Origin of the sequence: Empedobacter sedimenti, assembly GCF_030005555.1 — a bacterium.
Classification (GTDB): Bacteria; Bacteroidota; Bacteroidia; order Flavobacteriales; family Weeksellaceae; genus Empedobacter; species Empedobacter sedimenti.
The window spans coordinates 284,673-310,864 of record NZ_JASCQG010000002.1 but is presented as its reverse complement, the minus strand read 5'-3'; the positions used below and the strand labels follow the sequence as shown (position 1 = coordinate 310,864).

At 31.4% G+C, this 26,192-nt stretch carries 18 protein-coding genes; 10 read left to right on the top strand and 8 right to left on the bottom strand.

The window, feature by feature from the left end; genetic code table 11:
- Nucleotides 1-18: 18 nt before the first annotated feature.
- The 3 genes from QHG34_RS03785 (at nt 19) to dinB (ending at nt 8,549) form a co-directional block, all read left to right on the top strand.
- Nucleotides 19-5,052, top strand: a complete 5,034-nt coding sequence (locus QHG34_RS03785) for a DUF4132 domain-containing protein (RefSeq protein ID WP_282628833.1) — start codon at nt 19-21, stop codon at nt 5,050-5,052.
- Nucleotides 5,053-5,189: 137 nt separating this feature from the next.
- Complete coding sequence (locus QHG34_RS03780; protein WP_282628831.1) at nt 5,190-7,457, top strand: cation:proton antiporter domain-containing protein; 2,268 nt, start codon at nt 5,190-5,192, stop codon at nt 7,455-7,457.
- An 18-nt stretch (nt 7,458-7,475) separates the two neighbouring features.
- Nucleotides 7,476-8,549 (top strand): DNA polymerase IV, encoded by a 1,074-nt coding sequence (gene dinB, locus QHG34_RS03775; RefSeq protein ID WP_282628830.1) that lies wholly within the window; start codon nt 7,476-7,478, stop codon nt 8,547-8,549.
- A gap of 407 nt (nt 8,550-8,956) precedes the next feature.
- Here the strand turns inward: dinB and QHG34_RS03770 are convergent, their stop codons facing one another.
- From QHG34_RS03770 to QHG34_RS03755, 4 genes are all read right to left on the bottom strand, one after another.
- The gene (locus tag QHG34_RS03770) at nt 8,957-10,021 is read right to left on the bottom strand and encodes an agmatine deiminase family protein (RefSeq protein WP_282628829.1); all 1,065 of its coding nucleotides are present in this window, start codon (nt 10,019-10,021) and stop codon (nt 8,957-8,959) included.
- Nucleotides 10,022-10,023: 2 nt separating this feature from the next.
- A complete protein-coding gene (blaEBR, locus tag QHG34_RS03765; RefSeq protein ID WP_282628828.1) occupies nt 10,024-10,731 on the bottom strand; it encodes an EBR family subclass B1 metallo-beta-lactamase in 708 nt (235 codons plus the stop codon).
- Nucleotides 10,731-11,606: a carbon-nitrogen hydrolase gene (locus QHG34_RS03760; RefSeq protein WP_282628827.1), complete on the bottom strand. Its 876-nt coding sequence runs from the start codon at nt 11,604-11,606 to the stop codon at nt 10,731-10,733. Before QHG34_RS03760 ends, blaEBR begins: the two co-directional genes overlap by 1 nt.
- 113 nt (nt 11,607-11,719) lie before the next feature.
- Entirely contained in the window at nt 11,720-12,811 is a 1,092-nt protein-coding gene (locus QHG34_RS03755) for a hypothetical protein (RefSeq protein ID WP_282628826.1), read from the bottom strand.
- Nucleotides 12,812-13,052: 241 nt separating this feature from the next.
- Between QHG34_RS03755 and QHG34_RS03750 the strand changes: the two genes are divergently transcribed.
- The 6 genes from QHG34_RS03750 to QHG34_RS03725 all read left to right on the top strand — a co-directional run bounded on the left by QHG34_RS03750 (nt 13,053) and on the right by QHG34_RS03725 (nt 21,384).
- A complete protein-coding gene (locus QHG34_RS03750; RefSeq protein ID WP_282628825.1) occupies nt 13,053-13,697 on the top strand; it encodes a DUF5715 family protein in 645 nt (214 codons plus the stop codon).
- Nucleotides 13,698-13,741: 44 nt separating this feature from the next.
- Entirely contained in the window at nt 13,742-14,329 is a 588-nt protein-coding gene (locus QHG34_RS03745; RefSeq protein WP_282628824.1) for a DUF5715 family protein, read from the top strand.
- A 158-nt stretch (nt 14,330-14,487) separates the two neighbouring features.
- The gene (locus QHG34_RS03740; protein WP_282628823.1) at nt 14,488-16,041 is read left to right on the top strand and encodes a calcineurin-like phosphoesterase C-terminal domain-containing protein; all 1,554 of its coding nucleotides are present in this window, start codon (nt 14,488-14,490) and stop codon (nt 16,039-16,041) included.
- Nucleotides 16,042-16,287: 246 nt separating this feature from the next.
- Nucleotides 16,288-19,491 carry a SusC/RagA family TonB-linked outer membrane protein gene (locus QHG34_RS03735; protein WP_282628822.1) on the top strand — a complete coding sequence of 1,068 codons (3,204 nt, stop codon included), beginning with the start codon at nt 16,288-16,290 and terminating at the stop codon, nt 19,489-19,491.
- Nucleotides 19,492-19,509: 18 nt separating this feature from the next.
- Nucleotides 19,510-20,946, top strand: a complete 1,437-nt coding sequence (locus tag QHG34_RS03730) for a SusD/RagB family nutrient-binding outer membrane lipoprotein (protein ID WP_282628821.1) — start codon at nt 19,510-19,512, stop codon at nt 20,944-20,946.
- Between the two features lie 87 nt (nt 20,947-21,033).
- Entirely contained in the window at nt 21,034-21,384 is a 351-nt protein-coding gene (locus tag QHG34_RS03725) for an MmcQ/YjbR family DNA-binding protein (RefSeq protein WP_282628820.1), read from the top strand.
- A gap of 1 nt (nt 21,385) precedes the next feature.
- Here the strand turns inward: QHG34_RS03725 and QHG34_RS03720 are convergent, their stop codons facing one another.
- The 3 genes from QHG34_RS03720 to QHG34_RS03710 all read right to left on the bottom strand — a co-directional run bounded on the left by QHG34_RS03720 (nt 21,386) and on the right by QHG34_RS03710 (nt 23,915).
- Entirely contained in the window at nt 21,386-22,168 is a 783-nt protein-coding gene (locus QHG34_RS03720; RefSeq protein ID WP_282628819.1) for a porin family protein, read from the bottom strand.
- A 10-nt stretch (nt 22,169-22,178) separates the two neighbouring features.
- A complete protein-coding gene (locus QHG34_RS03715; RefSeq protein ID WP_282628817.1) occupies nt 22,179-23,267 on the bottom strand; it encodes a PCMD domain-containing protein in 1,089 nt (362 codons plus the stop codon).
- Nucleotides 23,268-23,402: 135 nt separating this feature from the next.
- Nucleotides 23,403-23,915, bottom strand: coding sequence for a gamma carbonic anhydrase family protein (locus QHG34_RS03710; protein WP_282628816.1), 513 nt, complete (start codon nt 23,913-23,915; stop codon nt 23,403-23,405).
- Nucleotides 23,916-23,971: 56 nt separating this feature from the next.
- On the opposite strand from QHG34_RS03710, the gene QHG34_RS03705 reads away from it, so the two are divergent.
- The gene (locus QHG34_RS03705) at nt 23,972-24,856 is read left to right on the top strand and encodes a NifU family protein (RefSeq protein ID WP_407080898.1); all 885 of its coding nucleotides are present in this window, start codon (nt 23,972-23,974) and stop codon (nt 24,854-24,856) included.
- A 561-nt stretch (nt 24,857-25,417) separates the two neighbouring features.
- Here QHG34_RS03705 and QHG34_RS03700 read toward each other — a convergent pair.
- Nucleotides 25,418-26,149, bottom strand: a complete 732-nt coding sequence (locus tag QHG34_RS03700) for a Mom family adenine methylcarbamoylation protein (RefSeq protein ID WP_280062290.1) — start codon at nt 26,147-26,149, stop codon at nt 25,418-25,420.
- Nucleotides 26,150-26,192 lie beyond the last annotated feature (43 nt).

The following is a 26,192-nucleotide window of genomic DNA, read 5'->3' as shown; positions in this document are numbered from 1 at the left end:
AACTAAACTTAAAAAAATATGCCTACACTTATTGAAATTTTGACTCCATTTGAGACAAAAAACAAATCAAAAGAGCTAGAAAAAAAATTAAAAAAATCCACAGAACTTTCTCTTTTACCAAAATCAATCAAAAAAGAAGTTGCCGAATTAGGATTGTTAATTCTAAAAGGTAACACGGATTATTACTCAGAAATTGATTACGGTACTAAGCCGTTTTTCAAATTAAAAGAATTAATTTCTGACAATATCTGGGAAGATAAAAAATACTATAAATTATTAGAACTTTTTTATGGTGAAGAATTGGCTCCTTATGTAAAAAATAGTTGGAATAAAATGTCTGAACGAATTTATCAATCGGGATATTACAGACGTTCTTTCCGCGCACCAAATCAAAAAGATTACATTCTTGTCAAACAAATCAATTTTCTACGAAATTTATTGACAAAACCTTCTCAATACACTTCCGAAGGCTATAAATACTATGATTTACCAATTGTTGAGCAAATTAGATATTCTTCTGACATCGGTATTAATGATAGTTACACATTGATTTGGTCTGAAATGATAGATGAAGGAAATCAACAGATTTATCAATTAATGGAAGATATTATTTATGGAAAAGATCCTATAGGAAAAGTTTCACGAAATATTATCAAAGCATTATTAAATTCTCATAAACCTGAAGCGTGGGAATTGGTTGAAAAACTTTTACTTTCTGCACAGCGACAAGAAGGTTTGCGACAAACAATTCTCGAAACCTTAGACGAAACAAGTGTTGGCGCATTACAATCTTTGATAAAAGTTATTATTAATGAAAAGTTAGCTCGTTTTTCTTCTGTTGTTCGCGCTGTAGATACTTGGACAGGATTGGGTTGGGAAGCTGAAAAAGAAACAACAATTCGTAATATCTTAGCTTTTTCTGATCAATTTTTGACTCATCCTGAAACGATTGAAAAAGGAATAGAAAGCAAAAATAACAACGAAGTTTATATGGCACTTTGGTCGCAAGGTGTTACAGATATTGATGCTTCATTAAATTATGTAGAAAAATTACTTGACAAAGGAACAATTGAAAAGAAATGTTTAGCATTAAAATTTGCAAGCGAAACTTCTATTTACGAAAAAGAAATAAGGCTTTATAATAAAGCTTTAGACGAAGTTAATTTACAAATTTTCTCTTTCTTTTTACCGCGAATGATTTCTGTAACTTCATCATTCAAATTTCCTAACGATGATACTCTAATTGGTCTTTTTGATAAAGTTTTACATCTTGCAGAAACAATTCAAGAAAAGGAAAAAACATTCGAAGGAAAAGTATTTTCTTGGTTAAATACAAAATTCTCGAAAGACGATTTATATTCAGTTGCAATTAATTTGATTGGAGAAGATCAAACAAAACTTGAACGAATTTTAGCTCAATTTGATCAATTAAGTCTTTCGTTACGCGAATCTTTATCGCGTTTGGTATTAAAAGATTTTTACAGTTATTCGTATTATTATATGGATCAGAAAAAATCGACAACTAAAGTATCTGATTTTCAACGAGAATTTGCCTTAAAAACGATTAAAGATCGTGGCGAAAGTATTGTTGCTTCTGCTTTAAATACGTTGAAACATACAGAATTAAATCAACAAGAAATTGAATCGATTCAAGATTTATTTAAACGAAAAGGTGCCAATCTTCGCAAACATTTGATTCAATTAATTCTTCTTCAAAATGATGAAAACATTTCATCATTTACTCAAAATTTAATTGAAAAAGGTGATGCTGAACAGCGTTTGGCGGGATTAGATATTTTATTACAATTAAACAAAGAGAAACGTGCTACTGATTTTATAAAACAAACTGTCAATTCTTTTAACGAGCGCAAAAAAATCACTGAAAAAGAAACTATTCTTTTAAAACAATTAGATCCAAAAAGTTCTAACGATATTTTATCTATAGAAAATGGTTTTGGAATTTACAATCCAGCTAATATTACGCCGTTCGAATTACCTAAATTGGATAAAAATTCGGTTTATTTGAATCATACAAAGAAAAATAAATACGGTTTTTCTAAATCTGAAAACGAAATTGTTAAAAATTTAGAACAATTGAAAGATCTTTATCTTCAAAATAAAGATTACGAATATGAGTATGAAGATTGGAACAATAGCGTAATTACAGATTTGCTGGGAAATAGTTTTAATCCTTTGAAACGAAATACTCAAAACTTAACTACTGACGAAAAATTTGCAAATTATCCGCTACACGAAACGTGGGAAAAATGGTATTTAGACAGCAAGTTAACACCTATCGATCTTTATTTATTGACGATGGAAGAAGAATGTGATCGAAAAGTTTGGCGAACTATTTTAGAAAATTATGTGTTCTATAACAAAGGAAAAATTCCAAATCCTTTAAAAACTGATTATTATTGGAACAATCCTTTAAAATCAATTTTGTTTATTCTACAAGAAAAATTCCCGTTTGAAGATGCAAATAATTTCGTGATTGATGGGACAATTCAATTGTTTTCTGCCTTACCAAAAGACGTTATTAATTATCAAAGTAAAAGAGATAAAAACAATTATTATTACAACGAAGAATTTGGAAATGGTTGGCAAAACGAACGCTTTTTTGATGTTTTCCTGAACAAAATAAACCTTATTAATCTAGAAAAAGATGATGTCCAAAAAGTTTGGAATATCTACAGATGGCGTCAATACTATGGTTTAGAAGAAAATATAAAATTTAATAAACCGCCGCTTTATATTTATTGTTTGGCTTACCAAAATAAATTCATCACAAAAGATGAAATGTACGAAGGAATTCTAGATCCTGATCGTATCAATGAAATCACAAGTGATCGAAAAAATTATCGCTACCAAGGAAGTAAAACCATGCAAGAAGATTTTCCTTTCTTAACTGAAATGATTGAAAATATTCGAGAAAAATTTCTAGATGTTGAGCTAAAACGTGGAGATTCCAATACAAATGTCACTCAATTTGTTCAAAGTTTTGAGCATATTTACGGAATAAATCGTTTTGTTGAAATTTTAGATAAACTCGGAAAAGCTAAACTTTTCAAAGGATACATTTATTCTTGGCATTATACAGATGTTACAAAACAAAAGTTATTTAGTTTCTTAATTAAACGATGTTTACCGCTAGAAACTGATACGCAAGAAGAATTCAATCAATTAGTAAAGAAAGCTAAAATTTCAGAAAGTCGTTTAATCGAAGCCTCTGTTTATGCTCCTCAATGGCAAAAATTAGTTAGTAATTATTTAGATTGGAAAGGTTTAGACGCCGCGATTTGGTGGATGCATGCGCATACAAAAACATCTGGATATCAAGCTGAAAATGCTGAATTAGAAAGTGAAGTTGCAAAATATTCTTCAATTGATATTCAAGATTTCAAAGATGGAGCTGTTGACAAAGATTGGTTTACAAAAGCATATAAAGAATTAGGAAAATCGCGTTGGGAGATTTTGTACGAAGCTGCGAAATATATTTCTGACGGAAATGGACATCGTAGAGCAAGACTTTATGCAGATACTTTGACAGGAGATTTAAAAATTAGAGAAGTTACAGCCAAAGTAAAAGATAAACGAGATCAAGATTATTTGCGTGTTTACGGTTTGGTTCCATTGAGCAAAACAAATGCAGAAAAAGATGTTTTATCTCGCTATGAATATTTACAACAATTCAAAAAAGAAAGTAGAGAGTTCGGATCGATGAAGCAAACAAGCGAAGCTTTAGCTTTGCGAGTTGCACTAGAAAACTTAGCAAGAAATGCAGGTTATCCAGATCCTATTCGTTTAACTTGGGCAATGGAATCGCAACAAGTTCAGCAAATTTTATCAAAAGATACACAAGTCGAAATTGATGGTACAACAATAGGTTTGATTATTGATGAAGACGGAAAAGCAGATTTGGTAACTTTTAAAGGTGATAAACAATTAAAATCGATTCCTCCAAAACTAAAAAAAGACAAAGCAGTTGTCGAGCTAACCAATTATCGTAAAACATTGCGAGAACAATTTACTCGTTCGAGAAAAGGATTAGAAGAAGCGATGATTCGTGGAGATGAATTTTTATTTTCAGAAATTGAAAATCTATTTTCGCATCCAATCATTTCAAAACATTTAGAGAAATTAGTTTTTATTTCAAGCAAAAATACAATTGGTTTTTATGTAAACGGACAATTAAAGGACGCAAAAGGGAATTTACAATCTATTGATTCTACAGAAACTTTCAGAATTGCACATTGTTATGATTTACATCAAAATTCTGTTTGGAGTGATTACCAACATTATTGTTTTGATCAAAAATTAAAGCAACCTTTTAAACAAATTTTCAGAGAATTATATATTCCTACGGCAGATGAACTGAAGGAGAAATCTATTTCTCGTCGCTATGCAGGACATCAAGTACAACCAAAGCAAACATTAGCTTTATTGAAAACTCGAGGCTGGAAAGTTGATTACGAAGAAGGTTTGCAAAAGGTTTTTCACAAAGAAGGTTATCAAGTTAAGTTATATGCTTTGGCAGATTGGTTTTCTCCAGCTGATGTTGAAAGTCCAACTTTAGAAACTATCGAATTTCATTCATTAAAAACACATAAAAATATTCCTTTCGAAGAAATTAATCCTCGAATTTTCTCGGAAGTAATGCGTGACATTGATTTGGTCGTTAGTGTAGCTCATGTTGGCAGTGTTGATCCTGAAGCAAGTCATTCTACAATTGAAATGCGAACAGTTTTATTAAATGAAACGACTCGATTATTCAAACTGAAAAATGTCGAAACAAAAGGAAGTCATGCTTACATAAAAGGAGAAATGGCAGAATATAGTGTACATTTAGGAAGCGCTGTTGTGCATCAAGTACCAGGTTTGTATTTATCTATTTTACCTGTGCAATCGCAACATAGAGGTCGAATATTTTTACCTTTTGCTGATGATGATCCTAAATCTGCAGAAGTCATCTCAAAAGTTTTATTATTAGCAAAAGATAATGAAATAAAAGATCCAACTATTTTAAGTCAAATAAAAAGAGAGATCAACTAAATAGAAAAAGCGAAGAGATAGAAACTCTTCGCTTTTCTTTTTTACAAAAAATTGATAATGATATAAAGTTAATCAATAGTTGAACAATTAATTATCTTTTAAAAAATTCTTAAATTAGTAGAGATTAAACGCTATTTATGGAAGAACACTTGCCAAAACTCATTACCGATCTTGGATTAATCCTTTGTGTAGGTGCAGTCACAACACTTATTTTCAAACGAATTAATCAACCTTTAGTTTTAGGTTATATTATTGCAGGTTTTTTAGTCGGACCACATTTCGAGTATATTCCGTCCGTTGCGGAAGAACACAATGTGGAGATTTGGGCAAAAATTGGTGTTATTTTTCTGCTTTTTAGTTTAGGATTAGAGTTTAGTTTCAAAAAATTACTCAATGTAGGCGGCTCTGCCTCCATTACTGCAATTGTAGAAATTGTCTGCATTGTAACCGTGGGTTATTTTGTTGGTCGATTTATGAATTGGTCTACTATGGATAGTATTTTTCTCGGCGGTTTATTAGCAAGTTCATCAACAACCATTATTATCAGGGCATTTGATGAATTAGGATTGAAACGAAAGAAGTTCGCGAATGTTGTTTTCGGAATTTTAATTGTAGAAGATATTGTAGTCATTTTATTAATGGTCATGCTTTCTACAATGGCGGTTAGCCAACACTTTAATGGTACAGAAATGTTTGCTTCATTCTTAAAACTAGGTTTTTTTCTAGCTATTTGGTTTATTGGAGGAATCTTTATCATTCCAACTTTTTTACGATCAATAAAGAAATATCTCGATGCAGAAACTTTACTCATTATTTCAATAGGATTGTGTTTGGCAATGGTTTATATAGCGGACAGCGTAGGTTTTTCTATCGAATTAGGCGCTTTTGTTATGGGATCTATTTTGGCAGAAACTGTTTATGCAGAAAAAATAGAACATAATTTTCAATCTGTAAAAAATCTATTCGCAACAATTTTCTTTATTTCTATCGGAATGATGATTGACCCCGTTTCGATGTACGAACATAAATGGGCTATTTTAATAGTCACGTTGTTGACAATTTTCGGAAAATTAATTTTCACAACATTAGGTGCAATAATTTCGGGGCAACCCTTAAAACAATCTGTTCAAGTAGGAATGAGCATGGCACAAATTGGCGAATTTGCTTTTATTGTTGCTGGTTTAGGACTTTCTCTTGGCGTTACAAGCGATTTCTTATTCCCTGTTGCAGTCGGTGTTTCAGCAATTACAACATTTACTACTCCCTATTTAATCAAATCTTCGGACAAAGTTTATTCACTACTAGAAAAAATTCTTCCTCAAAAATTTATACAAGGAATCGAAAAATACTCATCAGATACTCAACATATTCAAGATGAAAATAAATGGAAACAAATTATCAAACAAACAGTTTCTACAATTTTTATAAACGGAATCATCATTGTTGCAATAACAATTATTATCCGTAGTTATGTGTTGTTTTTACTAACGGATTGGTTTTCCTATTTTGGAGCAAGTTTAGTTTGTCTTATTCTTACATTTGTCTTATGTATTCCATTTATTTGGGCAATTATTGGAAATCGACCTAAAAGAGAAATAATTAGAGAATTTTGGGACGAATCTATCTACAATCGTGCGCCAATTATAGCCATTATATCTATTCGTCTTACATTAGTTGTAGTTGCTGTTATTTTTATTTACAACCAGTTCTTTTCGAGTACAATTGCATCTATTATTTTATCAATAGGACTTTTGATATTGATGCTTTTACTTTCTAAATATTTCAATAAATTCTATGATTACATCCAGAAAAAGTTCATTTATAATTTAAATGAGCGAGAAATTCTACATACAAAAGCTGAAGAAGCAAAAAGAACAGAACGTTTCCAATATACTTGGGATAACACACATATATCAGATATGATTATCCCGCAAAATGCCAATTTTATTGGTGTTCCTTTGGGTGAATTGGATTGGCGAACAAAATTTCAAATTAACATCGCTTATATCAAGCGTGGAGATCGTATTATTCAGACTCCTAATTCAGAATCAATTTTATATCCTTTCGACAAAATTGGAATCATTGGTACTGATGAACATATACAACGTTTTGAGAAATATTTACAAATTATTGGTGATACACCACCAGAAAATAACGAAATCAAAGACACCAACAATTTTACATTAGATAAAGTTGTTATTCCTAATAATTTTTGTATTCTAGAAAACAAAACAATTGGCTGGATAAAAGACTCTTCAAGGGGAATTGTTGTTTCTATTGAAAGAGATGGAGAAATCATCAATAATCCTGATCGAAATACTGCAATAGAATTAGGAGATTATTTAACAATAGTAGCTGATAAGAAAAACTTAAAAAAGTTTATTCAGGAATATAATCTGAAATAAAGCCTGTATTTTTGTGCAATGCTCCGAAAAATAATTCATATCGATATGGATGCTTTTTTTGCCTCTGTTGAACAACGAGATTTTCCTGAATTAAGAGGAAAAGCAATTGCTGTTGGTGGAGATGAAAAACGTGGAATATTAGCAACAGCAAGCTACGAAGCAAGAAAATATGGGGTCGGATCTGCAATGTCATCTGTTGTAGCAAAACGAAAATGTCCACATCTTATCTTTGTAAAACCTCGTTTTCATGTATACAAAGAAGTTTCAGATCAAATACGTGAAATTTTCCTTGAATATACAGATTTAGTTGAACCATTATCATTAGATGAAGCATTTCTAGATGTAACAAACAATCTCAAAAACATAGAAACTGCTACTGAAATTGCACTCGAAATAAAGGCTAAAATAAAAGAGCGAACTAATCTAACAGCTTCTGCTGGTGTTTCGTACAATAAATTTTTAGCCAAAATTGCTTCAGATTACAATAAACCAGACGGAATTTATGTCATCACTCCAAAAATGGCAGAACGTTTTATTGAAAAACTACCAATCAAAAAATTTCATGGTATAGGAAAAGTTACTGCTGAACGAATGCAGAGAATGGGAATACATACAGGAGAAGACCTTAAATCAATGGATTTAACCAAATTAGTTAGAGAGTTTGGAAAGTCTGGTAAATATTATTACAATATTGTAAGAGGAATAGATTTTAGAGAGGTAAATCCTACTAGAGTAAGAAAATCGTCTGGTTCTGAAACTACATTTCTCGAAGATTTAGGCTCTATTAATGAAATGGAGATTGCTTTAACTCCACTAATAGAAGATGTTTGGAACTGGTCTTTGAAAACAACTATTTATGGAAGAACTATTACAATTAAAATTAAATACAACGATTTTACTTTAAGTACGAAAAGTAAATCAGCTTCATTTTCTATCAAAAGTAAACCTCTTTTTGATCAAATTTGTTATGATTTATTGAGCGAAGGTTATACTACAGACAAGCCTGTTCGGTTATTAGGAGTTTCAATTTCTAATTTAGACAACGAAGATTCTTACGGAAAACAGTTAGAAATTCCGTTTTCGGATTTTTAGATCTAAATTTATTTTATGATTAATTTTCCGAAATTTTAAAATATAACACATTAATATTAAATAATATAATTAATTTTTCAACACTTAATGTAGTCACTTTGTGTTCTTCATTTTTTTAGTTGTAGACATTTAGAGTCTCGAAAAATTTTCTATAAACATCAAAAGTTATGACATTTGTCTCAACAAACAGAGAAGAAGAAATTCATAACATATTACATTAGAAAAATAAATACATTCGATTCATTACTAACCTACCGAATACAAGAATACCTAAACAACAAAAGATAAACTAAACCATTATCTTTCTCAAACCAACCAAACCGTAAATATTTTTCAAAACAAAAGCTAGTTGAAAATTTCATCAACTAGCTTTTTTGTATTTATTATTATACGGAATTTAAAGAGTATTAAATCAATTTTGGTTCTTGTTGACTTAAACAATGGAATGATCCTAATCCCCAAATAATATCTGTAGAATCAATTCCTACAACTTTACGATCTGGAAAACATTTCTGAATAATATCTAAAGCAATCGCATCTTTTGCACAACGATAAGTCGGTACAATTACCGATTTATTTGCAATATAAAAATTAGCATAAGAAGCAGGTAAACGCTCACCTTCGCAATAAACTGCATCTGGCATAGGTAATTCGATAATATTTAAAGATCGTCCATCTTCTAATTTCATCTCTTGCAGTTGACGAAGATTTACTTGTAACAATTCGTAATTATCGTCTGTTTCATCAGTTTCAACAACTGTCAAAACGGTATCTTCATTTACAAAACGAATTGTATCATCAATGTGTCCATCTGTATCATCACCAACAATTCCGTCTTCTACCCAAAGAATTTGCGAAACGCCGTAATAATTTCTTAAAAACTCTTCGATTTGTTCTTGTGAATAATCTGGATTACGATTTTCATTCAATAAACAAGATTTTGACGTCATCAACGTATCTTTTCCATTAAATTCTACCGAACCTCCTTCCATAATAATTCCAGGATGAAAAACAGGCAAATTAAATTCTGCACCAATTCTTGTTGGCACAACATCATCATTTTCAAAAGGTGGATATTTTCCTCCCCACGCATTGAATCCCCAATCAATAATAATTTTTGGGTTATCGGGATTGTTTTTATTTAACAAAAATGCAGGACCATGATCACGACACCACGCATCATTTGTTTCGTTAAAATAAAACTCAACTTGTGATAAATCTGCATCTGTTTTTTCGATAAAAGACAAAGCAAACGCTTTCATTTCCTCGTCTTTTACATTAATGCGAACTTTTTCACCTTTTGATAATTCAGCAATAAATTCAGCGTAAGCTGGATAAATTAACTGAATACGATCTGGCCAAGATTCTTCTTTGTGTGGCCAAGACAACCATGTTGCTTCGTGTTCTTCCCATTCGGCAGGAAATCTATATCCTAAATCTTTTGGGAATTTTGATGTATCTATAGTGTTCAATTTTATTTATTTTCTAAAAGTTTAAACGTATTTTCGATATGTCCAGTAGCTTTCCAATTATCATGACCTGGAATAACTTGTTTAATTTTTGGATGTTTTACAACTAATTTCTGTACTGTTTTTGGCCATTCAGCAACATTAGCTTCTCCTGTGTAACCCAAGTTTATTGCGTCAGCACCTTTTATCAAACAACCTCCATTCAACACTTTGTACTTCGGAAACCAAATCACAACATTATCAGAAGTATGTCCTTCTCCAAAATATTCAACAACAAATTTTTCATTACCAAATTTGTATGTTTTACCTAATTCAATCTCAAATTTTGAAGTTGCTTTTCCTTCTTTCTTCAATTTAGAATTAGTTAAAGATGTTGCATAAGTAGGAATATTTAAGTTATTATAAAAGCTTAAGTCCCCTGCTCTGTCTTCGTGCGAATGTGTAACAAAAACAGCGACAATAGGTAAATGATATTTTTGTTGCAACATATCATTTAACTCTTGATATTGAGGTCTTTGCCAAGGAACATCAAACAAAACGATTCCCTTACTTGTTACCAGATACAATGAATTTGCATTATATTCAACATCATTCACTGTGTTATATGTCTGATAAACAAATAGATTATCATTAATTGGATCAATCTGAATTGGTTTTATTTGACCAAATGCAAAACTTCCTATCAATGCAATAAGTGAAAATAATTTCTTCATTAATCCTCGTCTATAAAACGTTTTGTAATTGGTTGATAAGAATCGATACGACGATCTCTTAAAAAAGGCCAATGTTTACGGAAGAAATCAGATTCGTTCAAATCTAATTCAACCACTTCAGTCTCCTCTTTATCGTGCGTTGCCAAATACAACAATTTTCCTTGCGCATTTGTAGCAAAAGAACCTCCCCAGAATTTCATCGCGCCATCTTGCTCAAAACCAACACGGTTCACAGAAACAACAGGAACTCCATTCGCAACCGCATGCGAACGCTGAATTGTTTGCCAAGCATTGTATTGATCTTGATTTGTTTCTTCATCTTGCGTTGTATCCCAACCAATTGCAGTTGGGTAAAATAAAATTTCTGCACCCATCAATGCTGTGATTCGTGAAGCTTCCGGATACCATTGATCCCAACAAATTAAAATACCAATTTTACCAAATTTAGTATCAAAAACTTTGTAACCTAAATCTCCAGGTGTAAAATAAAATTTTTCATAAAACGCAGGATCATCAGGAATATGCATTTTTCGGTACTTTCCTAAATATTGTCCATCAGCATCTAAAATTGCTGTTGTATTGTGGTATAAACCTTGAGCGCGTTTCTCGAATAATGAAGCGATAATCACAACACCTAATTCTTTTGCTACCGCTGATAACGCATCTGTTGATGGTCCAGGAATTGCTTCTGCTAAATCGAAATTGTCATAATCTTCGACGTCACAGAAATATAATGATGTAAACAATTCTTGCAAGCATACAATTTGAGCACCTTTTGCAGCTGCTACTTTTACTTGCTCTATTGCTTTGTCTAAATTCTCTTGTTTGTTATTAGTACAAGTCATTTGTACCATTCCAACTTTAACTTTTGCCATTTGATAAATAGTCTAAAAATAAAAATGAATAATAAGTACAAAAATACGGAATTTAGTAGGATAAAAAACTTCTGTTTTAGGTTTTAAGAATTATTTATAAATTGTGATAATTATTAATTATCCAATTTTTTCCAACCTACAGATTTACAACCATAAAAGCTATCCTCTACAAAAATAATTTTCCCTAAATTACTTGCATTACATACACTTGAAGCTAATGTAGGATTCTCTGAAGCTACTTTTATTGATCCATTTACTTGTACTATAGCATCACTAGTTGTCGTTTCGAAATTACTAATTCCAACTCCTAGTTTTCCATTTCTTAATAATGTTAAAGCATCAGCTTTAATAGATGGTGTTCCATTACCTATTGTTAAAAGCCTATCTGTATTCTTTGGGACAATCATACCATTTAAAGTATTGTTTGTCGTAACATCTAACGCGGTATAACTTGTATTATCATATCCAAAAACCACTTCTAATGGAGCATTTGCAACTGTACTATAACCGAAAGCTGTAGAAATATTACCTTCTGATGTCGTTCTCCATCCCCAAGCTGTCGATGAATTACCTTTTGCTTTATTACTACTCAAACTAGAACTTGAACCATTCCAAGACATAGAATTGTTACCTGAAGATTCATTAAGACCACCAAAAACGGCTGATCTATTACCGCTTGCTAAATTCTGAATTCCTGTAGCAAAACTATAATCTCCTTTAGCTCCATAACCTGCAAGATTTCCTGTATAAGCATAACTAAAATCTACAGAACTTCTTCCTAGAGGAGCGTAATACCCCGAATATGTCGAGTTTTTAACATGTTTAACAAGTCTTATTCCTGTATCATAATCATTATTTGAAGAAATTGGATTATTATTTGTAATAAAAACAGGAGAATTTAAAGGTTCCCATATCAAATTATCTAAATAATAAAACCCAGGATAATAAACATTTTTCATTCTAGGAACTTTATTATCACCAATAATATCTTTGATATAAACTATCATACTATTCTGTTCAGCAGAAATAGTCATTGTAGAGGCTACATTGAATGTAATATTCGGGATAATAATTCCTTTTATCGGACTACTATCATTCTCTGATACATGAAGTGTTGACTTTGGATTATTAGTACCAATCCCAACTTGAGCGTAATTGTTTATAAAAAATAACCCAATGACTAAAGAAAGTAAGTTTTTTATCATTTTAATGTGTTTTTTCAATATATCAAATATAACGTATATACTTTATTATAAATTAAATGAATTTTTTTTTTTTAGATTTTTTAAGTAAAACTAAAAACTCAAAAACAAGTATAATTATTTAATCATGACACGATGAGAATAATTTTAAGAAAACTTTAAATAAAATTTACCTAAATATTATACTTTTTAACAACTCTTCATTAAGTCATTACGTTTAATTTTGCCACGTAATTATATAAGAATGAAAAAATTAATTGTTCTTTCTTGTCTTTTCTGCGGAATATTTGCTTCAGCACAAAGTCAAGAAAGTTATTTTTTAGCGGAGAATTCGGCATCATCTTCAATTACAATTGCAACAAAAAAAGTAACTTATGATGACCATTTAATGGCTGCAGAATCTTTTAATGTTCCTATTGTAAAAAGTTTTGACGATATTGAAGGCTTAGTTATCATGAAAAAATTGGTCGCAATTCCGGAAGAAGGAAATGGATACAATATTGAAAAATTAACACATAGTAAAGCATTTTTAAATAACAGAGCTAAAACTGTTTTAGAAAAAATTGCATCAAAATTTTTTGAAGAAAATAATGTAACGATGACTGTTACTTCACTTACAAGATCGGAAGAGAGTCAAGCTAGTTTACGACGTGTAAATAGTAATGCTGCTAAAGGCGAAAGTTCTCATAACTATGGCGCTTCTTTTGATTTGTCTTACACAAAATTCAATAACAAATATACATATAGTAAAACGCATCGTGATAATTTAGAAGCTATTCTAAAACAATTGCAAGATGACGGAAAAATCTATTACATAAAAGAATATAGACAGCATTGTTTTCATGTTACTGTAAGAAATCCTGATCAATTTAGATCAACAACTATGTAAAATTAGAATGTTCTTTTCTATTTTTGCTTAGATTTGTTGTTATAATGAAAAATTTTTTTTTAGTATTATTTACATTTTATTGGTCTAGCATTGGTTTTGCACAAACTAAACGAGTGGTTATTGAACCTTCAAAAGAGTATGTGCAGCATCTTAATGCAGCAAAATCGCATAAGGTAGATTTAATAAAAAATGATAAACTGCTTAATAAATATATCAATCAAGGAAAATTAGTTAAGGTAAAACAACGTGGTTATGGATGGCGTGTAGGCGATTTATCTCATAGTCATTCGTATTTAGTTCCCAAAGGACGAGATGTATTAAATGATATTGCCAGAGAGTTTGTTAATGTAACCGGACAAAATTTCTTTGTTGTTACATCACTTACTCGTACTTTACATGATCAAGATCGTTTGCGTGGAGTAAATAGCAATGCTTCGTCAAATGACAGTTCGCATAATTTTGGAGCTGCTTTTGATATTTCTTATGTAAGATTTAATCATAAAATTAGACCAGATTCTAAATTAGAAAAACATTTAGAGGATGTTTTGAAGAAATTTGCCAAAACTGGAAAAATCTATTTTGTAAAAGAAGTCAAAATGAGATGTTATCATATAATCGTTCGAAATTATTAATTCGAACGATTTTTTTTCGTGTAACATTATCTTTCATCAGCTATAAAAACGTTTTTAAATATTTACTTTTATTTAAACTTTACTTATTATTGTGTTAATCCAAAACGAAAGTAAAATATAGAATTTTGTGCGTCTACAAAAACAAAAAGATTCACACAATGAAAAAAATCGTTTTATCGCTGGTATTTTTAGGAGGATTAATAACTTCTGTTCACGCACAACAAGTTGCAAAAGGAATTGTCTACGAGGACAAAAATTTAAACAACAAGTTTGATAAATCTGAAAAACGCTTAGCCAATGTACAAGTAAGTAACGGAAAACAAGTTGTTTCTACAAACCAAAAAGGTGAATATCAATTAGATGTTGATAATGAAACCATATTATTTGTCGTAAAACCATCGAACTACAAGGTTCCGACAAACGAAAACAATCAACCAATTTACTATTACATCAATAAACCGAATGGTTCTCCGAAATTAGAATATACAGGTTCTGAGCCAACTGGGCAAACGCCAAAAAGTATAGATTTTGGTTTAATTTCTACAAAAGAGAACGAGAAATTTTCTGCCTTAATCTTTGGAGATCCACAGGCTTATACAGAAGAAGAAATGGAATTTTTCTCTAAAGGTATTATTGATGATGTAAAAGGAATCAAAGGAATGGAGTTTGGACTTTCTTTAGGAGATTTGGTTGGTGACGATTTAAATTTACATCCGTCTTACATCAAAACTGTAGGTAAAGTTGGTTTGCCTTGGTACAATGTAATGGGAAATCATGATATGAATTATGATGCAAAAGAAGATCAATATTCGGACGAAACATTTGAGAAAAACTTTGGTCCAAATAACTATTCTTATAACATTGGTAAAGCACATTTTATAGTTTTAGATGATATTTTGTATCCAGATCCTCGCGATGGAAAAGGATATTGGGGAGGTTTTCGTCCTGATCAATTAGAGTTTATCAAAAATGATTTAAAATTTGTTCCAAAAGATCATTTAATTGTTTTAGCATTTCATATTCCGTTGCGTGACACGCGTCCAGAAGATCGCAATCAATTATTTGAATTGTTAAAAGATTATCCAAATACAGTTTCGATGTCTGCGCATACACATTTCCAAGAACAGATTTTCTATGCAAATCAAGATGGATGGCAGCAACAAAAACCTCATCACGAATATAATGTAGGTACAACTTCTGGTGATTGGTATTCGGGTCCAAAAGATGCAAAAGGAGTTCCTGCTTCTACTATGCGAGATGGTACACCAAAAGGTTATGCTTTTTTACATGTAGATGGTAATCAATATAAATTTGATTACAAAGTGGCAAATGCACCAAAAGAAAGACAAATTGATTTGTACCATACTAAAAAAGTGAAAGAAGGTAAACGCAATCAAGCCTTTTTGTTTGCTAATTTCTTCATGGGACATCAGGCAAATAAAGTTGAATATCGTATTGCAAATGGTGAATGGAAAGCGATGGAATGGAACCCTTCTGTTGATTACAATTACATGAATACATTGATTAAAATTGATAATGCAGAAATTACATCAATAGGAAGAAGACCTTCTGCTCCAGAAATTTCTCAGCATTTATGGTCGGTTCGTTTACCAAATAAACTAAAAGTTGGAAATTATGCAATAGAAGTTCGTGCAACCGATTTATACGGAAACACGTTTACTGAAAAATCTTCTTTTGAAGTGATCAAATAATTAAATCATTCATCCTAAATAGTTAAAGCCATCTCAAAAAGATGGCTTTTTTAAATAAATAAAATAACAATTTTTAAAAGTTAATTTAAAATCAATAAACCATTACTCGTTTGTAAAATTAATATCAATACCTCTATTTTAGTAATGTTTAGTTAAGTTTAACTTAATCCCTACTTAAAACAATTAAACTGCAGAAGCTCTAGTTTTGTTAAAATTTTAACACAATCAAAATTTAAAGCAAACAAGATGAAAAAATTAAAACTACCACTACTTTTATTAGGTGGATTTTTAAGTTTACACGCCAATGCTGAAACCTATAAGCCAGATTATAATTACACAATCAGTAATCCGCAAAATCCCATCAAAGGTCAAGTTGTTGATCAAAATGGATTTGGAATTGCGGATGCAGAAGTCATAATTAAAGGTACTTCTATCAAAACTTTTACTGATGCTGATGGATATTTTGAAATCATTACAACACAAGAAATCAAAAATCCTACTTTAATTATTTCTTCATCAAATCATCAAATTATTGAGGTTAAACCTTCTGATCTACAAAATGTGAAGGTGACAATACATGAAGAAACTAATCAACTTAACGAAGTAGTTGTAACGGCTTTGGGAATAAAGCGTGAGCAAAAAAAGCTTGGTTTTGCACAACAAAATGTCAATTCGGACGAACTTGCAACAGCAGAAGCAAATAACTGGTCTTCTGGTCTGAAAGGTAAAGTAGCTGGTCTTAATATTATTTCGGGAGGAAATGGTCCTATTAATTCGCAACAAATTATTTTGCGTGGAGCAAATTCTATCAATGCAGGGAAAAACTCTGCTTTAATCGTTATTGATGGAGTCCCGATGAGTAATGAAATGTCTTCGTCTGGAAATAATACGGCTTATATGGGTGATGATTCTCCTGTAGATTTCGGAAATGGAATGTCAGATATTAATCAAGCAGATATCGAAAGTGTAACAGTACTGAAAGGTCCTGCTGCAGCCGCTCTTTATGGAAATAAAGCTGCAAATGGAGCTTTAATTATTACTACAAAGTCCGGAAAAAAAGGGAAAAAACTTGGATTAGAATATAAATCGACTGTTGCAATAGATGTTGTAAACAATTGGCCTGATTTTCAGTACGAATATGGACAAGGAACAGGAAAAAACATCGATAAAAACGGAAATCCATATTATTCATACGGATCATCTGCTGACGGACCAAGTACATCGAGTACATCATCTGCTTTTGGTCCTAAGTTTAATGGACAATCATTTTTTCAATATTCACCAACTGTCGAAGGACAAGGTTTAGAAAGAACGCCTTGGCGTGCTTATAAAGACAATCGTAAAGGTTATTGGCAAACTGGTTTTACATTTAGCAATGCTGTGACATTATCTGGAGGAAATGAACACGGAACAATTCGTGCTTCGTTAGGACATCAAAAAAATAGTTGGATCATGCCAAATACAGGTTACGAAAACTATACGGCTTCTATTAATGGAAATTACAATGTTTCGGATCGTATTAAAGTCTCTACGGCGATTAATTACACGAAAAAAACAAGTGATAATTTACCAGGAACTGGATACAACAATGGTTCTATCGCTTATTTTATGATTTTCCAAAATCCTAACGTAGATTTAGCTTGGTACAAACCAATGTGGAAAAAAGGTTTTGAAGGAGTAAAAATGATTCGTCCATATAGTTCGTACATGGATAATCCTTATACAATTGCTTATGAAGCTGTAAATCCATTAAATAGTAATCAACTTGTCGGAAATGTAAAAGTAGATTTCAAATTGAGTAATAAACTTAATTTAATGATACGTCCTGCAATTAATACCTACACTCAATTACGTGAGCAGAAACGTCCTTTTGATATGAATCGTACTCCAACAGGATACTATAAACGTCAAGATATTTCGAAAACAGAAACCAATGTAGATTTCTTGTTAACATATAACGACCAATGGGGAGATTTTAACTTTACTGGAAACGTTGGAGGAAACAGAAAAAACTACGAATACAGAAATTTAACTGCTTATGTAAATGGCTTGGCTTCTCCAGGTGTGTATAAATTATCAAATGGATTAACGTCTCCTTTTGTGCGTACTGATGATAGTAATGAAAAAGAAAACTCGATGTACGGAATGTTCTCTTTTGGTTGGAAAGACATGATTTTTGTGGATGTTACTGCTCGTAATGACTGGAACTCTACAGTTGCATTAAAATACAGTTCGTTCTTCTACCCTTCTGTTTCGTCAAGTTTTATTTTATCAGATTTATTCAAAATAAAAGGACCTGTTAATTACTTAAAATATAGATTCTCTTTTGCAAAAGTAGGAAATGGAGGAACGACTGGTTGGACAAATCGTTACTATGAACAAAGTGAATTTTCATCTTCAGCAACAGTTTCAAAAACATTGTTCAATCCAGATATAAAGCCAGAATCTACTACTTCTTGGGAAACTGGTTTCGAAGCTTTATTATTCAAGAAAAGATTAAGCTTAGATTTTACTGTTTATCAACAAAGTACAAAAAATCAAATTTTCGAAGTTCCGACAAACATCACTACTGGTTATTCTAAAAAAGTGGTTAATGGAGGAGAAATTGAAAACCGAGGAATAGAAATTTCGGCAAGTTATTCTCCGATCAAGAATGAGAACTTTCAATGGAAAATGACTGGAACTTGGACGAAAAATGAGAACAAAGTTAAATCTTTAGTAGAAGGTGTAGAAGGTGACCAAATGATTATTGGACAATCTGGTACAGCTTACCAAATTGCAAAAATTGGTGGTCCACTTACAGCTTTATACGGAGAAAACTTTTCTCGTAACGAAAACGGTCAAATCATTTATGATGCAAAAACTGGCTTACCAGTAAAAAGCGGAAAGTTAGAGTATATTGGAAATGCAACACCAGATTGGAGAGCAGGTTTCACAAACGAATTTAAATACAAAAGTTTCAGATTTAGCTTTACGTTAGATGGTCAATATGGTGGAATTGTTTATTCGCAAACGCATCATAAAATGATGGAACAAGGAAAATTAGCGGGTACTTTACCAGGTCGCGATGTAGGTTACATTATTGGCGACGGAGTTGTAAAAAACGCTGACGGAACTTATACTCCGAACACAACAAAAGTTGATGTTGCAACATATTATGGTGATTATTACAGAAGAGCAAACCTAGAATCAAATTCATTTGAAGCTTCTTATATCAAATTACGCGATGTTAGTTTCACATTCGATTTTCCAAAGAAATTAATTAACAAAACAGGATTAGATGCTTTATCATTAACACTTTACGGACGTGATTTATTTACCATAAGTGATTTCCCTTTATATGATCCTGAAACAGCTTCGTTAAATGGAAACGTATACGTACCGGGTGTAGAAATGGGACAAATGCCATCTACAGCATCTTTCGGATTAACGCTTAAAGCAGCTTTGTAATCGTTCAAATTATTTAAAATGAAAAAAATAGCAATCAAAATATTCTTCGCCTTAGCAATCATCACATCTGTTTCGTCTTGTACAAACGATTTTGAAGAAACAAACGAAGATCCAAATAAAATTACCGAAATTAATTCTGCTTCGGTTCTTAATCCAGTTATTTACAATTTGGCTGAAAATAATGTCTTAAAAAACTATGATATTACAGCCCAATTAATGCAAGTTCATTTTCCTTATCCAAGTAACGCATTAGGTTTACATCGTTACGAGGTTACGAACGGAACAGGAAATTCGAGCTGGAATAGTGCTTACGAAAACTTAGTCAACTTAGAAGAAATGTTAGCTGTTTCTACAAAAGCAGGAGATGTTAATTACCAAGCAATTGCACTAACTATGCGTGCTTTGGTTATTTCAAATTTGACAGATATGTTTGGTGATGTTCCTTTTACAGAAGCTGCAAAAGCTGAGCAAGGAATTAACAAGCCAAAATTTGATAGACAACAAGATATTTATACACAATTAATCAATGATTTAGAAAAAGCAAACTCTTTGTATGCTACTAAATTAGGATTGAAATATGGAAGTGAAATCTTATTTAATGGAGATGTAAAAAAATGGCAAAAATTCACGAATTCGCTTCGTTTACGTCTATTACTAAGAACTACTAACAGAAATGCGAGTGCTTTTACTGAAATTAAGCGAATTACAGATAATCCAACATTATATCCTGTTTTTACAAGTAATGCGGAATCAGCAATTTTACCAATCACAGGTTTAGCACCAAGTTTATCGCCTTGGCCAAGAGAGCAAGATTACCGAGATAGCCGAGTTTTTACGACATTTTTTATTGATAAAATGAGCGGAACTAACGATCCTCGTTTACCAATATTTGTAAATAAAGCATCAAATTTAGATGGAACATCGTTAGGATATAAAGGAATTCCTGCTGCATACGAAGGAAATAGTTCTGATTTCAAATTCAATCCTTCTTCTCCAAATAATGCAATTGTAGTGGCTCCGATGAAAATTCCATTATTGACTTATTCTGAAGTAGAGTTTATAAAAGCAGAAGCAGCCTTAAAAGGTTTTGGATCTGATGCCGAATTACATTACAATAATGGGGTAAAATCTGCTATTAATTTATGGACAACTTTAGATCCAAGTGCAGAATTTATGGCAAAAGAAAGTGTGAAATACAATGGTACTTTAGAACGTATCATTGATCAAAAATATTTTGCTCTTTTCTTTACAGATTATCAGCAGTGGTACGAATATCGTAGAACAGGTTTCCCTAAATTACCAACAACTTCTACAATGGCAAACAACAAAGAAATGCCTCGTCGTTTATTGTTCCCAACAACTGTAAGAAACTACAATCCTGAAGGATATCAACAAGCCTTACAACAAATGGGCGCAGACGATATTAATACGCGTGTTTGGTGGGATGTGAAATAATTGCTTTCGCACTCCTATTTTATAGAAAACGGCTGATCAATGATCAGCCGTTTTCGTTTTATTTGTATCTTCACTCAAAATCATGTTATGCACATAGAAGAGTTAAGAGATTATTGTTTGAGTTTACCTTTGGTCGAAGAAAAATTTCCGTTTGATCAATCGACTTTAGTATTTTACATCGCAGGCAAAATGTTTTGCCTTGCTAATATTGACTCTTTTGAGTCTGTAAATGTAAAATGTGATCCAGATCAAGCATTAGAATTACGTGCTACTTACGAAGCTGTTAATCCTGGTTATCACATGAACAAAAAACATTGGAATACAGTAAAAGTGAATCAAGATGCGAAAGATTCGCAAATAAAAGATTGGATCAAGGATTCTTATAATCTTGTTATTCTTACTCTACCTAAGTCAAAGCGACCAGATTTACTTGAATAATTTAAAACTGATAACCAAAACCAAAATTGCCATAAATATTATACATTTTGAACGATATTGCGTCAAAATCGTGTTTAAATAATTGATTTGCATTCCAATTTAATTCGGCAAATAATCTTAAATGTGATTTCATTTTATATTCAGCACCTAAATCAAATCCCCATTGCATTCTTCTCATTTCATCTGAAAAATCGTATTCTCCTTTTGCAGAACCTTCAAATACAACTGGAGTTCCTGTTGGTAGTCCTTCTCGTAAAACACCATCATAAACATATCCAGTAAATTTTTGTTCGATAGTTGCAGAAAGATAAACTCCTCCATAAAAATTCCAACGAGGATAAGCATTGTAAACGATTAAAACTGGTAATGTTGTATATGTATTACTCACTGTTGTATTAACATTTCCAGTAAAATAACCATTTGTTTGTTTACCACCTTCACCATCAATTTGAGTATAATAATTTTTAACTCGAGCATCTGTTTTCATTCCTTTCTGCTCAATACGCAAACCTCCTCTAATTCCAATTTTTGGATTATTCTTCAACCATTTTGTACTATTTACTTCTACTCCCAATTGTAGAGATGGATTATATCTATTCAACTCTCTTATCTCTACAGGAATACCAAGTGGAGTACTTCCTCCTATACTAAATTGACCTCTTATTTGATAATCTAAATCATTGAAAAAACCAGACTTTATTTCGTTATCCTCTATTGTAGATTGCGAAAAAACGATGTTACTTAACAAGAAAAAGAATCCTATTTTTGGTAATATTTTACTCATAAACAACATTTTAATCTAACAATAATTCGATTTCGTCTACAACTAAAGTACTACCAACTGCACCTTCAAATTCATCTCCATTAATACTAGATGACATTACAATAGTAAGCATGTATTCTTTTGTTGGATCAAATGTTTTTCCTTTTACTAGTTCGAAAGGAGTTTCAAATGTTGTCCATTTTGTAGTTTCTTTACGTTGTTCAGGTTGTATTTTTGCAATTGCTACATTTCTGCTATCCATAAACTTATGTGTACCATCTAAATAATTATCTTTTGCTCTACTTTCAAATAAAATGGCATAAATAATAAAATCATCTTTTTTTCCTGGTATAGGTTTATAATTTTTATCTGTAACAACATCTCCAGCTTTATACGTATAAACACCACGCAATTTTTTTGGTAAACCACCATCAAATGGTAACCCAAAACGAGTAGACTTAAGAGGATTGAAAATATTTAGTTTAAAAGTTCCAATAAATAAATTTCCTGCTGCAATAGGATTTCCCATACTCTCTCCCATTTTATCTGTATATACTGTAACCATCTTTACAGCTTTTCCTCCTTTTCTACCTTGCGTTACAGATGTAGGATAATTTTCTGGTGGCGTACTTCCTGCAATTGTAGCGTATCCTTGATTACCACTATCCCATTCATAAATTTTATTTCCATTTGCCCCAACTTCATAAAAACGATAATAGCGGTCTCTATCTGTTAGTTCTGCTTGATTGAAATTATAATAATGGTTAAGATCATCTACTGTAAAATTAACCGAGTATACTTTTGACCAACGCATATCTTCTGCTGTTACAGTAACATATTGTGTTTTACTATAATCCCTTTCCGTTCCATTTACAGGAGAAATTGTTGCATTAGGAGAAATAATAAATATTGGTGATTGTTTTGTCAAATCTATAGTCGATTTTACTTTAAATTCTACAGAAGTATTCGTTATAATCGGCTCTGTTTTTAAATATTCTGAAGGAATCTGAGCTTCTAAAATATCAGCATCAGTATCCGCTGCCTCATCTTTTATACAAGAAGTAAACAAAAGAGATTGAGCTAATAATGTTGATACGAACAATTTCGTATTAAAATACATAAAAATAATTTTTCTTACTTCAAGATTATTAAAACAATTGATCATTGAAGTTATTCTTAAATACTCTAAAAATAATAAAATATAATGTATAAAATCAATATGTTATTTAATTTTTAATTAATTAAAATCAAATATCTATTTATACCAACTACTATACATCAAATAATTATTAGCAATACGTTCTATCTCACCTTCTTTTAGACTCTGAGGAACATCTTTTATTTTCTTTGCCGGAATTCCTGCCCATAATTCACCTTCTTTTACGTGCGTTCCTTTTGTTAAAATTGCACCTGCAGCTATTAACGAGTTAGATTCTACAACACAATCATCCATCACAATTGCGCCCATACCTACCAAAACATTATCGTGTATTGTACAACCATGTACAATCGCATTATGCCCTATCGAAACATTGTTCCCAATAACTGTGGGTGATTTTTGATACGTTGCATGGATTGTTGCATTATCTTGAATATTCACTTTATTTCCCATTTTAATAAAATGTACATCTCCACGAACAACAGCAGAAAACCAAATAGAGCAATCATCTCCCATTTCTACTTCTCCTACAATCACTGCGTTATCCGCTAAAAAGCAGTTATTACCGAACTTCGGTGCATGCCCATTTAATTCTTTAATTATCGCCATAACAAAATCTATAATTCTGATGCTAAAGATACATTTTTATAGTGTATTTTTGTACTATTATGAGAGTACAAGAAGAAATTACACCCAATAATAATGTGATGAAGTTCGTTTGCGACGAGACTTTAACACAAGGTGGTGTAGAATTTGACAAAGATTCTACAGCTGCCGAATCTCCTTTAGCACAAGTTTTATTAACGATACCATTCATCAACAAAATTTTTATCACAGCAAATTTTGTTGCAATCGAAAAAATTGACGGTATTGAATGGGCTGATGTTGTAGAGGATTTGAAAGAGATTATTAACGATCATTTAGAAGAAAACGCAATTTTAGCTCCGATGAAAAAAGCGCCAGTTTCTATTTATGCAGAAATGACGCCAAATCCTGCTGCGATGAAATTTGTTTCGAATACAATGTTAGCGCCAGAGATTATCGAAATAAAATCGAAAGAAAAAGCTGCTGGAGTTCCTTTAGCTGTTGCACTTTACCAAGAATATCCTTTTATCGAAGAGGTTTTTATTGTTGATAATTATGTTTCGGTTACAAAAAACGAATCAGAAGATTGGTCACTTTGGATGATGGATGTTCGATCATTTATTACCAACTATTTACAAGCTGGTGGTCCAGTTTTTGAAGAGTTTTATGAATTTACAACTGAAGCTCCTGAGCATGTTGTTGTAAAATCTGCCGAAGAATTTTCTTCTGTAGAACAACAAATCAAAGCTATTTTAGACGAATACGTTCAACCAGCTGTTGCAAATGATGGTGGAAATATCGAGTTAATCGAATTTGATGAAGAAACTCGCACTGCAAAAATGTTATTACAAGGTGCTTGTTCTGGTTGTCCTTCTTCTACAGCAACATTAAAAAATGGTATTGAAGGAATTTTGAAACAAATGATGCCTGATGTTGTTGACAATGTAGAAGCTGTAAATGGATAAAATTGAAATAATTTTAATCAAAAAAATAAAAGCCTTTCAAAAGAAAGGCTTTTATTTTTTATCATATTACTCATCAAAAAAATCGATAGTATAATCGGCAAAACGAAAAATACATTTTTTCAAAACAAGTTTAATGTATAAATCGCAAAACTTTTTACAAAATTAAAGCCGTTTAAAATAGATTTAAACGGCTTTAATGTTATCCATGTTGAAAGAGTTTATCAGGTAGTTGCTTCTCTACTCAGACGTGTGGTTACGTGCGGATGTCAATACGATAACTTATATATCAATTCCATTTCAACTCTACAAATATAATCAAATAAATCATATAAAGAAGAAACGTAAAAGGCTATTAAACGCAGTCTAATAGCCTTTTCATTAGAATATAGCTGAAGTTTTGGATGTAGGGATTTTCATGTTTGCAACCACGCAGCTTTTAACCCGTTTACTTATACTCAATCACCTTACAAAAATACTCAAAAAATATCACTTTTTTACACTTATTTATTTGGTCAAATCACTATTAATCACTAACTTTATATAGTAATTGGGATGTTATGTTTACAATTCGCTAATAAGGGCTTGAAGTCTTAATTTTAGAAGTGATAAATTCCTTTTCCATTCGATAGGTTCTTGACCTTTCTCATATATTGGATAGGGTTCTTGTTTAAATCTAAATGTTACTTTTTTATCCAATGGATAGATATATCGGTATGTTTTTACACGGAATACTTCCCAATCTTCCAATAAAAAGCCAATATTACCACGTATAAAACGCTTTTTAGATGTGCTATTTGTGAAATTCTGTTCGTGCGAAATTTCACCTGTTATTTTATGTTTTAGAAACCTTGTAAAATGATAGCCATAATACTTAAAGTTTGACGCTTTATATATAGTTCCACAGCCTAACCGTCCATCTGCAAATGATTGAATAGCTACGACATTTTTATCTAATTGTTTTATCATTTTGATGGAATGAGCAATTAAAAGACTCTCTGCATTATGACCTAAACTATCATCTATCCACATTCTATTTAATTCAATCATCCAAGCATCAGGGTTTGGATGAGAAAACAATTTAGCTTTTAAATTCTTCATATATCCATATACAGCACAACCAAGGCATTTTTCAGGATTTTCAAAATCAAAAATCCCAATATTAAAAACTCCAAAACCGCCATCATTCCACTTATGAGAATAATGATTTTTAATAATTAATTCTTTAGCTATTTGTTTTTCAATTGGTTTAATAATTAATTTCCCTAAATTCTTTGTTTCTATTATTTTCTCCATTTTTTTATTAAATTTGTATTCTCACTTTTCAATTATAAAAACC

Excerpts from the sequence above, each read along its gene's own strand:
- QHG34_RS03785 (WP_282628833.1), top strand. The coding sequence starts at position 19 with ATGCCTACACTTATTGAAATTTTGACTCCATTTGAGACAAAAAACAAA.
- QHG34_RS03780 (WP_282628831.1), top strand. The coding sequence starts at position 5,190 with ATGGAAGAACACTTGCCAAAACTCATTACCGATCTTGGATTAATCCTT.
- dinB (WP_282628830.1), top strand. The coding sequence starts at position 7,476 with ATGCTCCGAAAAATAATTCATATCGATATGGATGCTTTTTTTGCCTCT.
- blaEBR (WP_282628828.1), bottom strand. The coding sequence starts at position 10,731 with ATGAAGAAATTATTTTCACTTATTGCATTGATAGGAAGTTTTGCATTT.
- QHG34_RS03760 (WP_282628827.1), bottom strand. The coding sequence starts at position 11,606 with ATGGCAAAAGTTAAAGTTGGAATGGTACAAATGACTTGTACTAATAAC.
- QHG34_RS03755 (WP_282628826.1), bottom strand. The coding sequence starts at position 12,811 with ATGATAAAAAACTTACTTTCTTTAGTCATTGGGTTATTTTTTATAAAC.
- QHG34_RS03750 (WP_282628825.1), top strand. The coding sequence starts at position 13,053 with ATGAAAAAATTAATTGTTCTTTCTTGTCTTTTCTGCGGAATATTTGCT.
- QHG34_RS03745 (WP_282628824.1), top strand. The coding sequence starts at position 13,742 with ATGAAAAATTTTTTTTTAGTATTATTTACATTTTATTGGTCTAGCATT.
- QHG34_RS03740 (WP_282628823.1), top strand. The coding sequence starts at position 14,488 with ATGAAAAAAATCGTTTTATCGCTGGTATTTTTAGGAGGATTAATAACT.
- QHG34_RS03735 (WP_282628822.1), top strand. The coding sequence starts at position 16,288 with ATGAAAAAATTAAAACTACCACTACTTTTATTAGGTGGATTTTTAAGT.
- QHG34_RS03730 (WP_282628821.1), top strand. The coding sequence starts at position 19,510 with ATGAAAAAAATAGCAATCAAAATATTCTTCGCCTTAGCAATCATCACA.
- QHG34_RS03725 (WP_282628820.1), top strand. The coding sequence starts at position 21,034 with ATGCACATAGAAGAGTTAAGAGATTATTGTTTGAGTTTACCTTTGGTC.
- QHG34_RS03720 (WP_282628819.1), bottom strand. The coding sequence starts at position 22,168 with ATGAGTAAAATATTACCAAAAATAGGATTCTTTTTCTTGTTAAGTAAC.
- QHG34_RS03715 (WP_282628817.1), bottom strand. The coding sequence starts at position 23,267 with ATGTATTTTAATACGAAATTGTTCGTATCAACATTATTAGCTCAATCT.
- QHG34_RS03710 (WP_282628816.1), bottom strand. The coding sequence starts at position 23,915 with ATGGCGATAATTAAAGAATTAAATGGGCATGCACCGAAGTTCGGTAAT.
- QHG34_RS03700 (WP_280062290.1), bottom strand. The coding sequence starts at position 26,149 with ATGGAGAAAATAATAGAAACAAAGAATTTAGGGAAATTAATTATTAAA.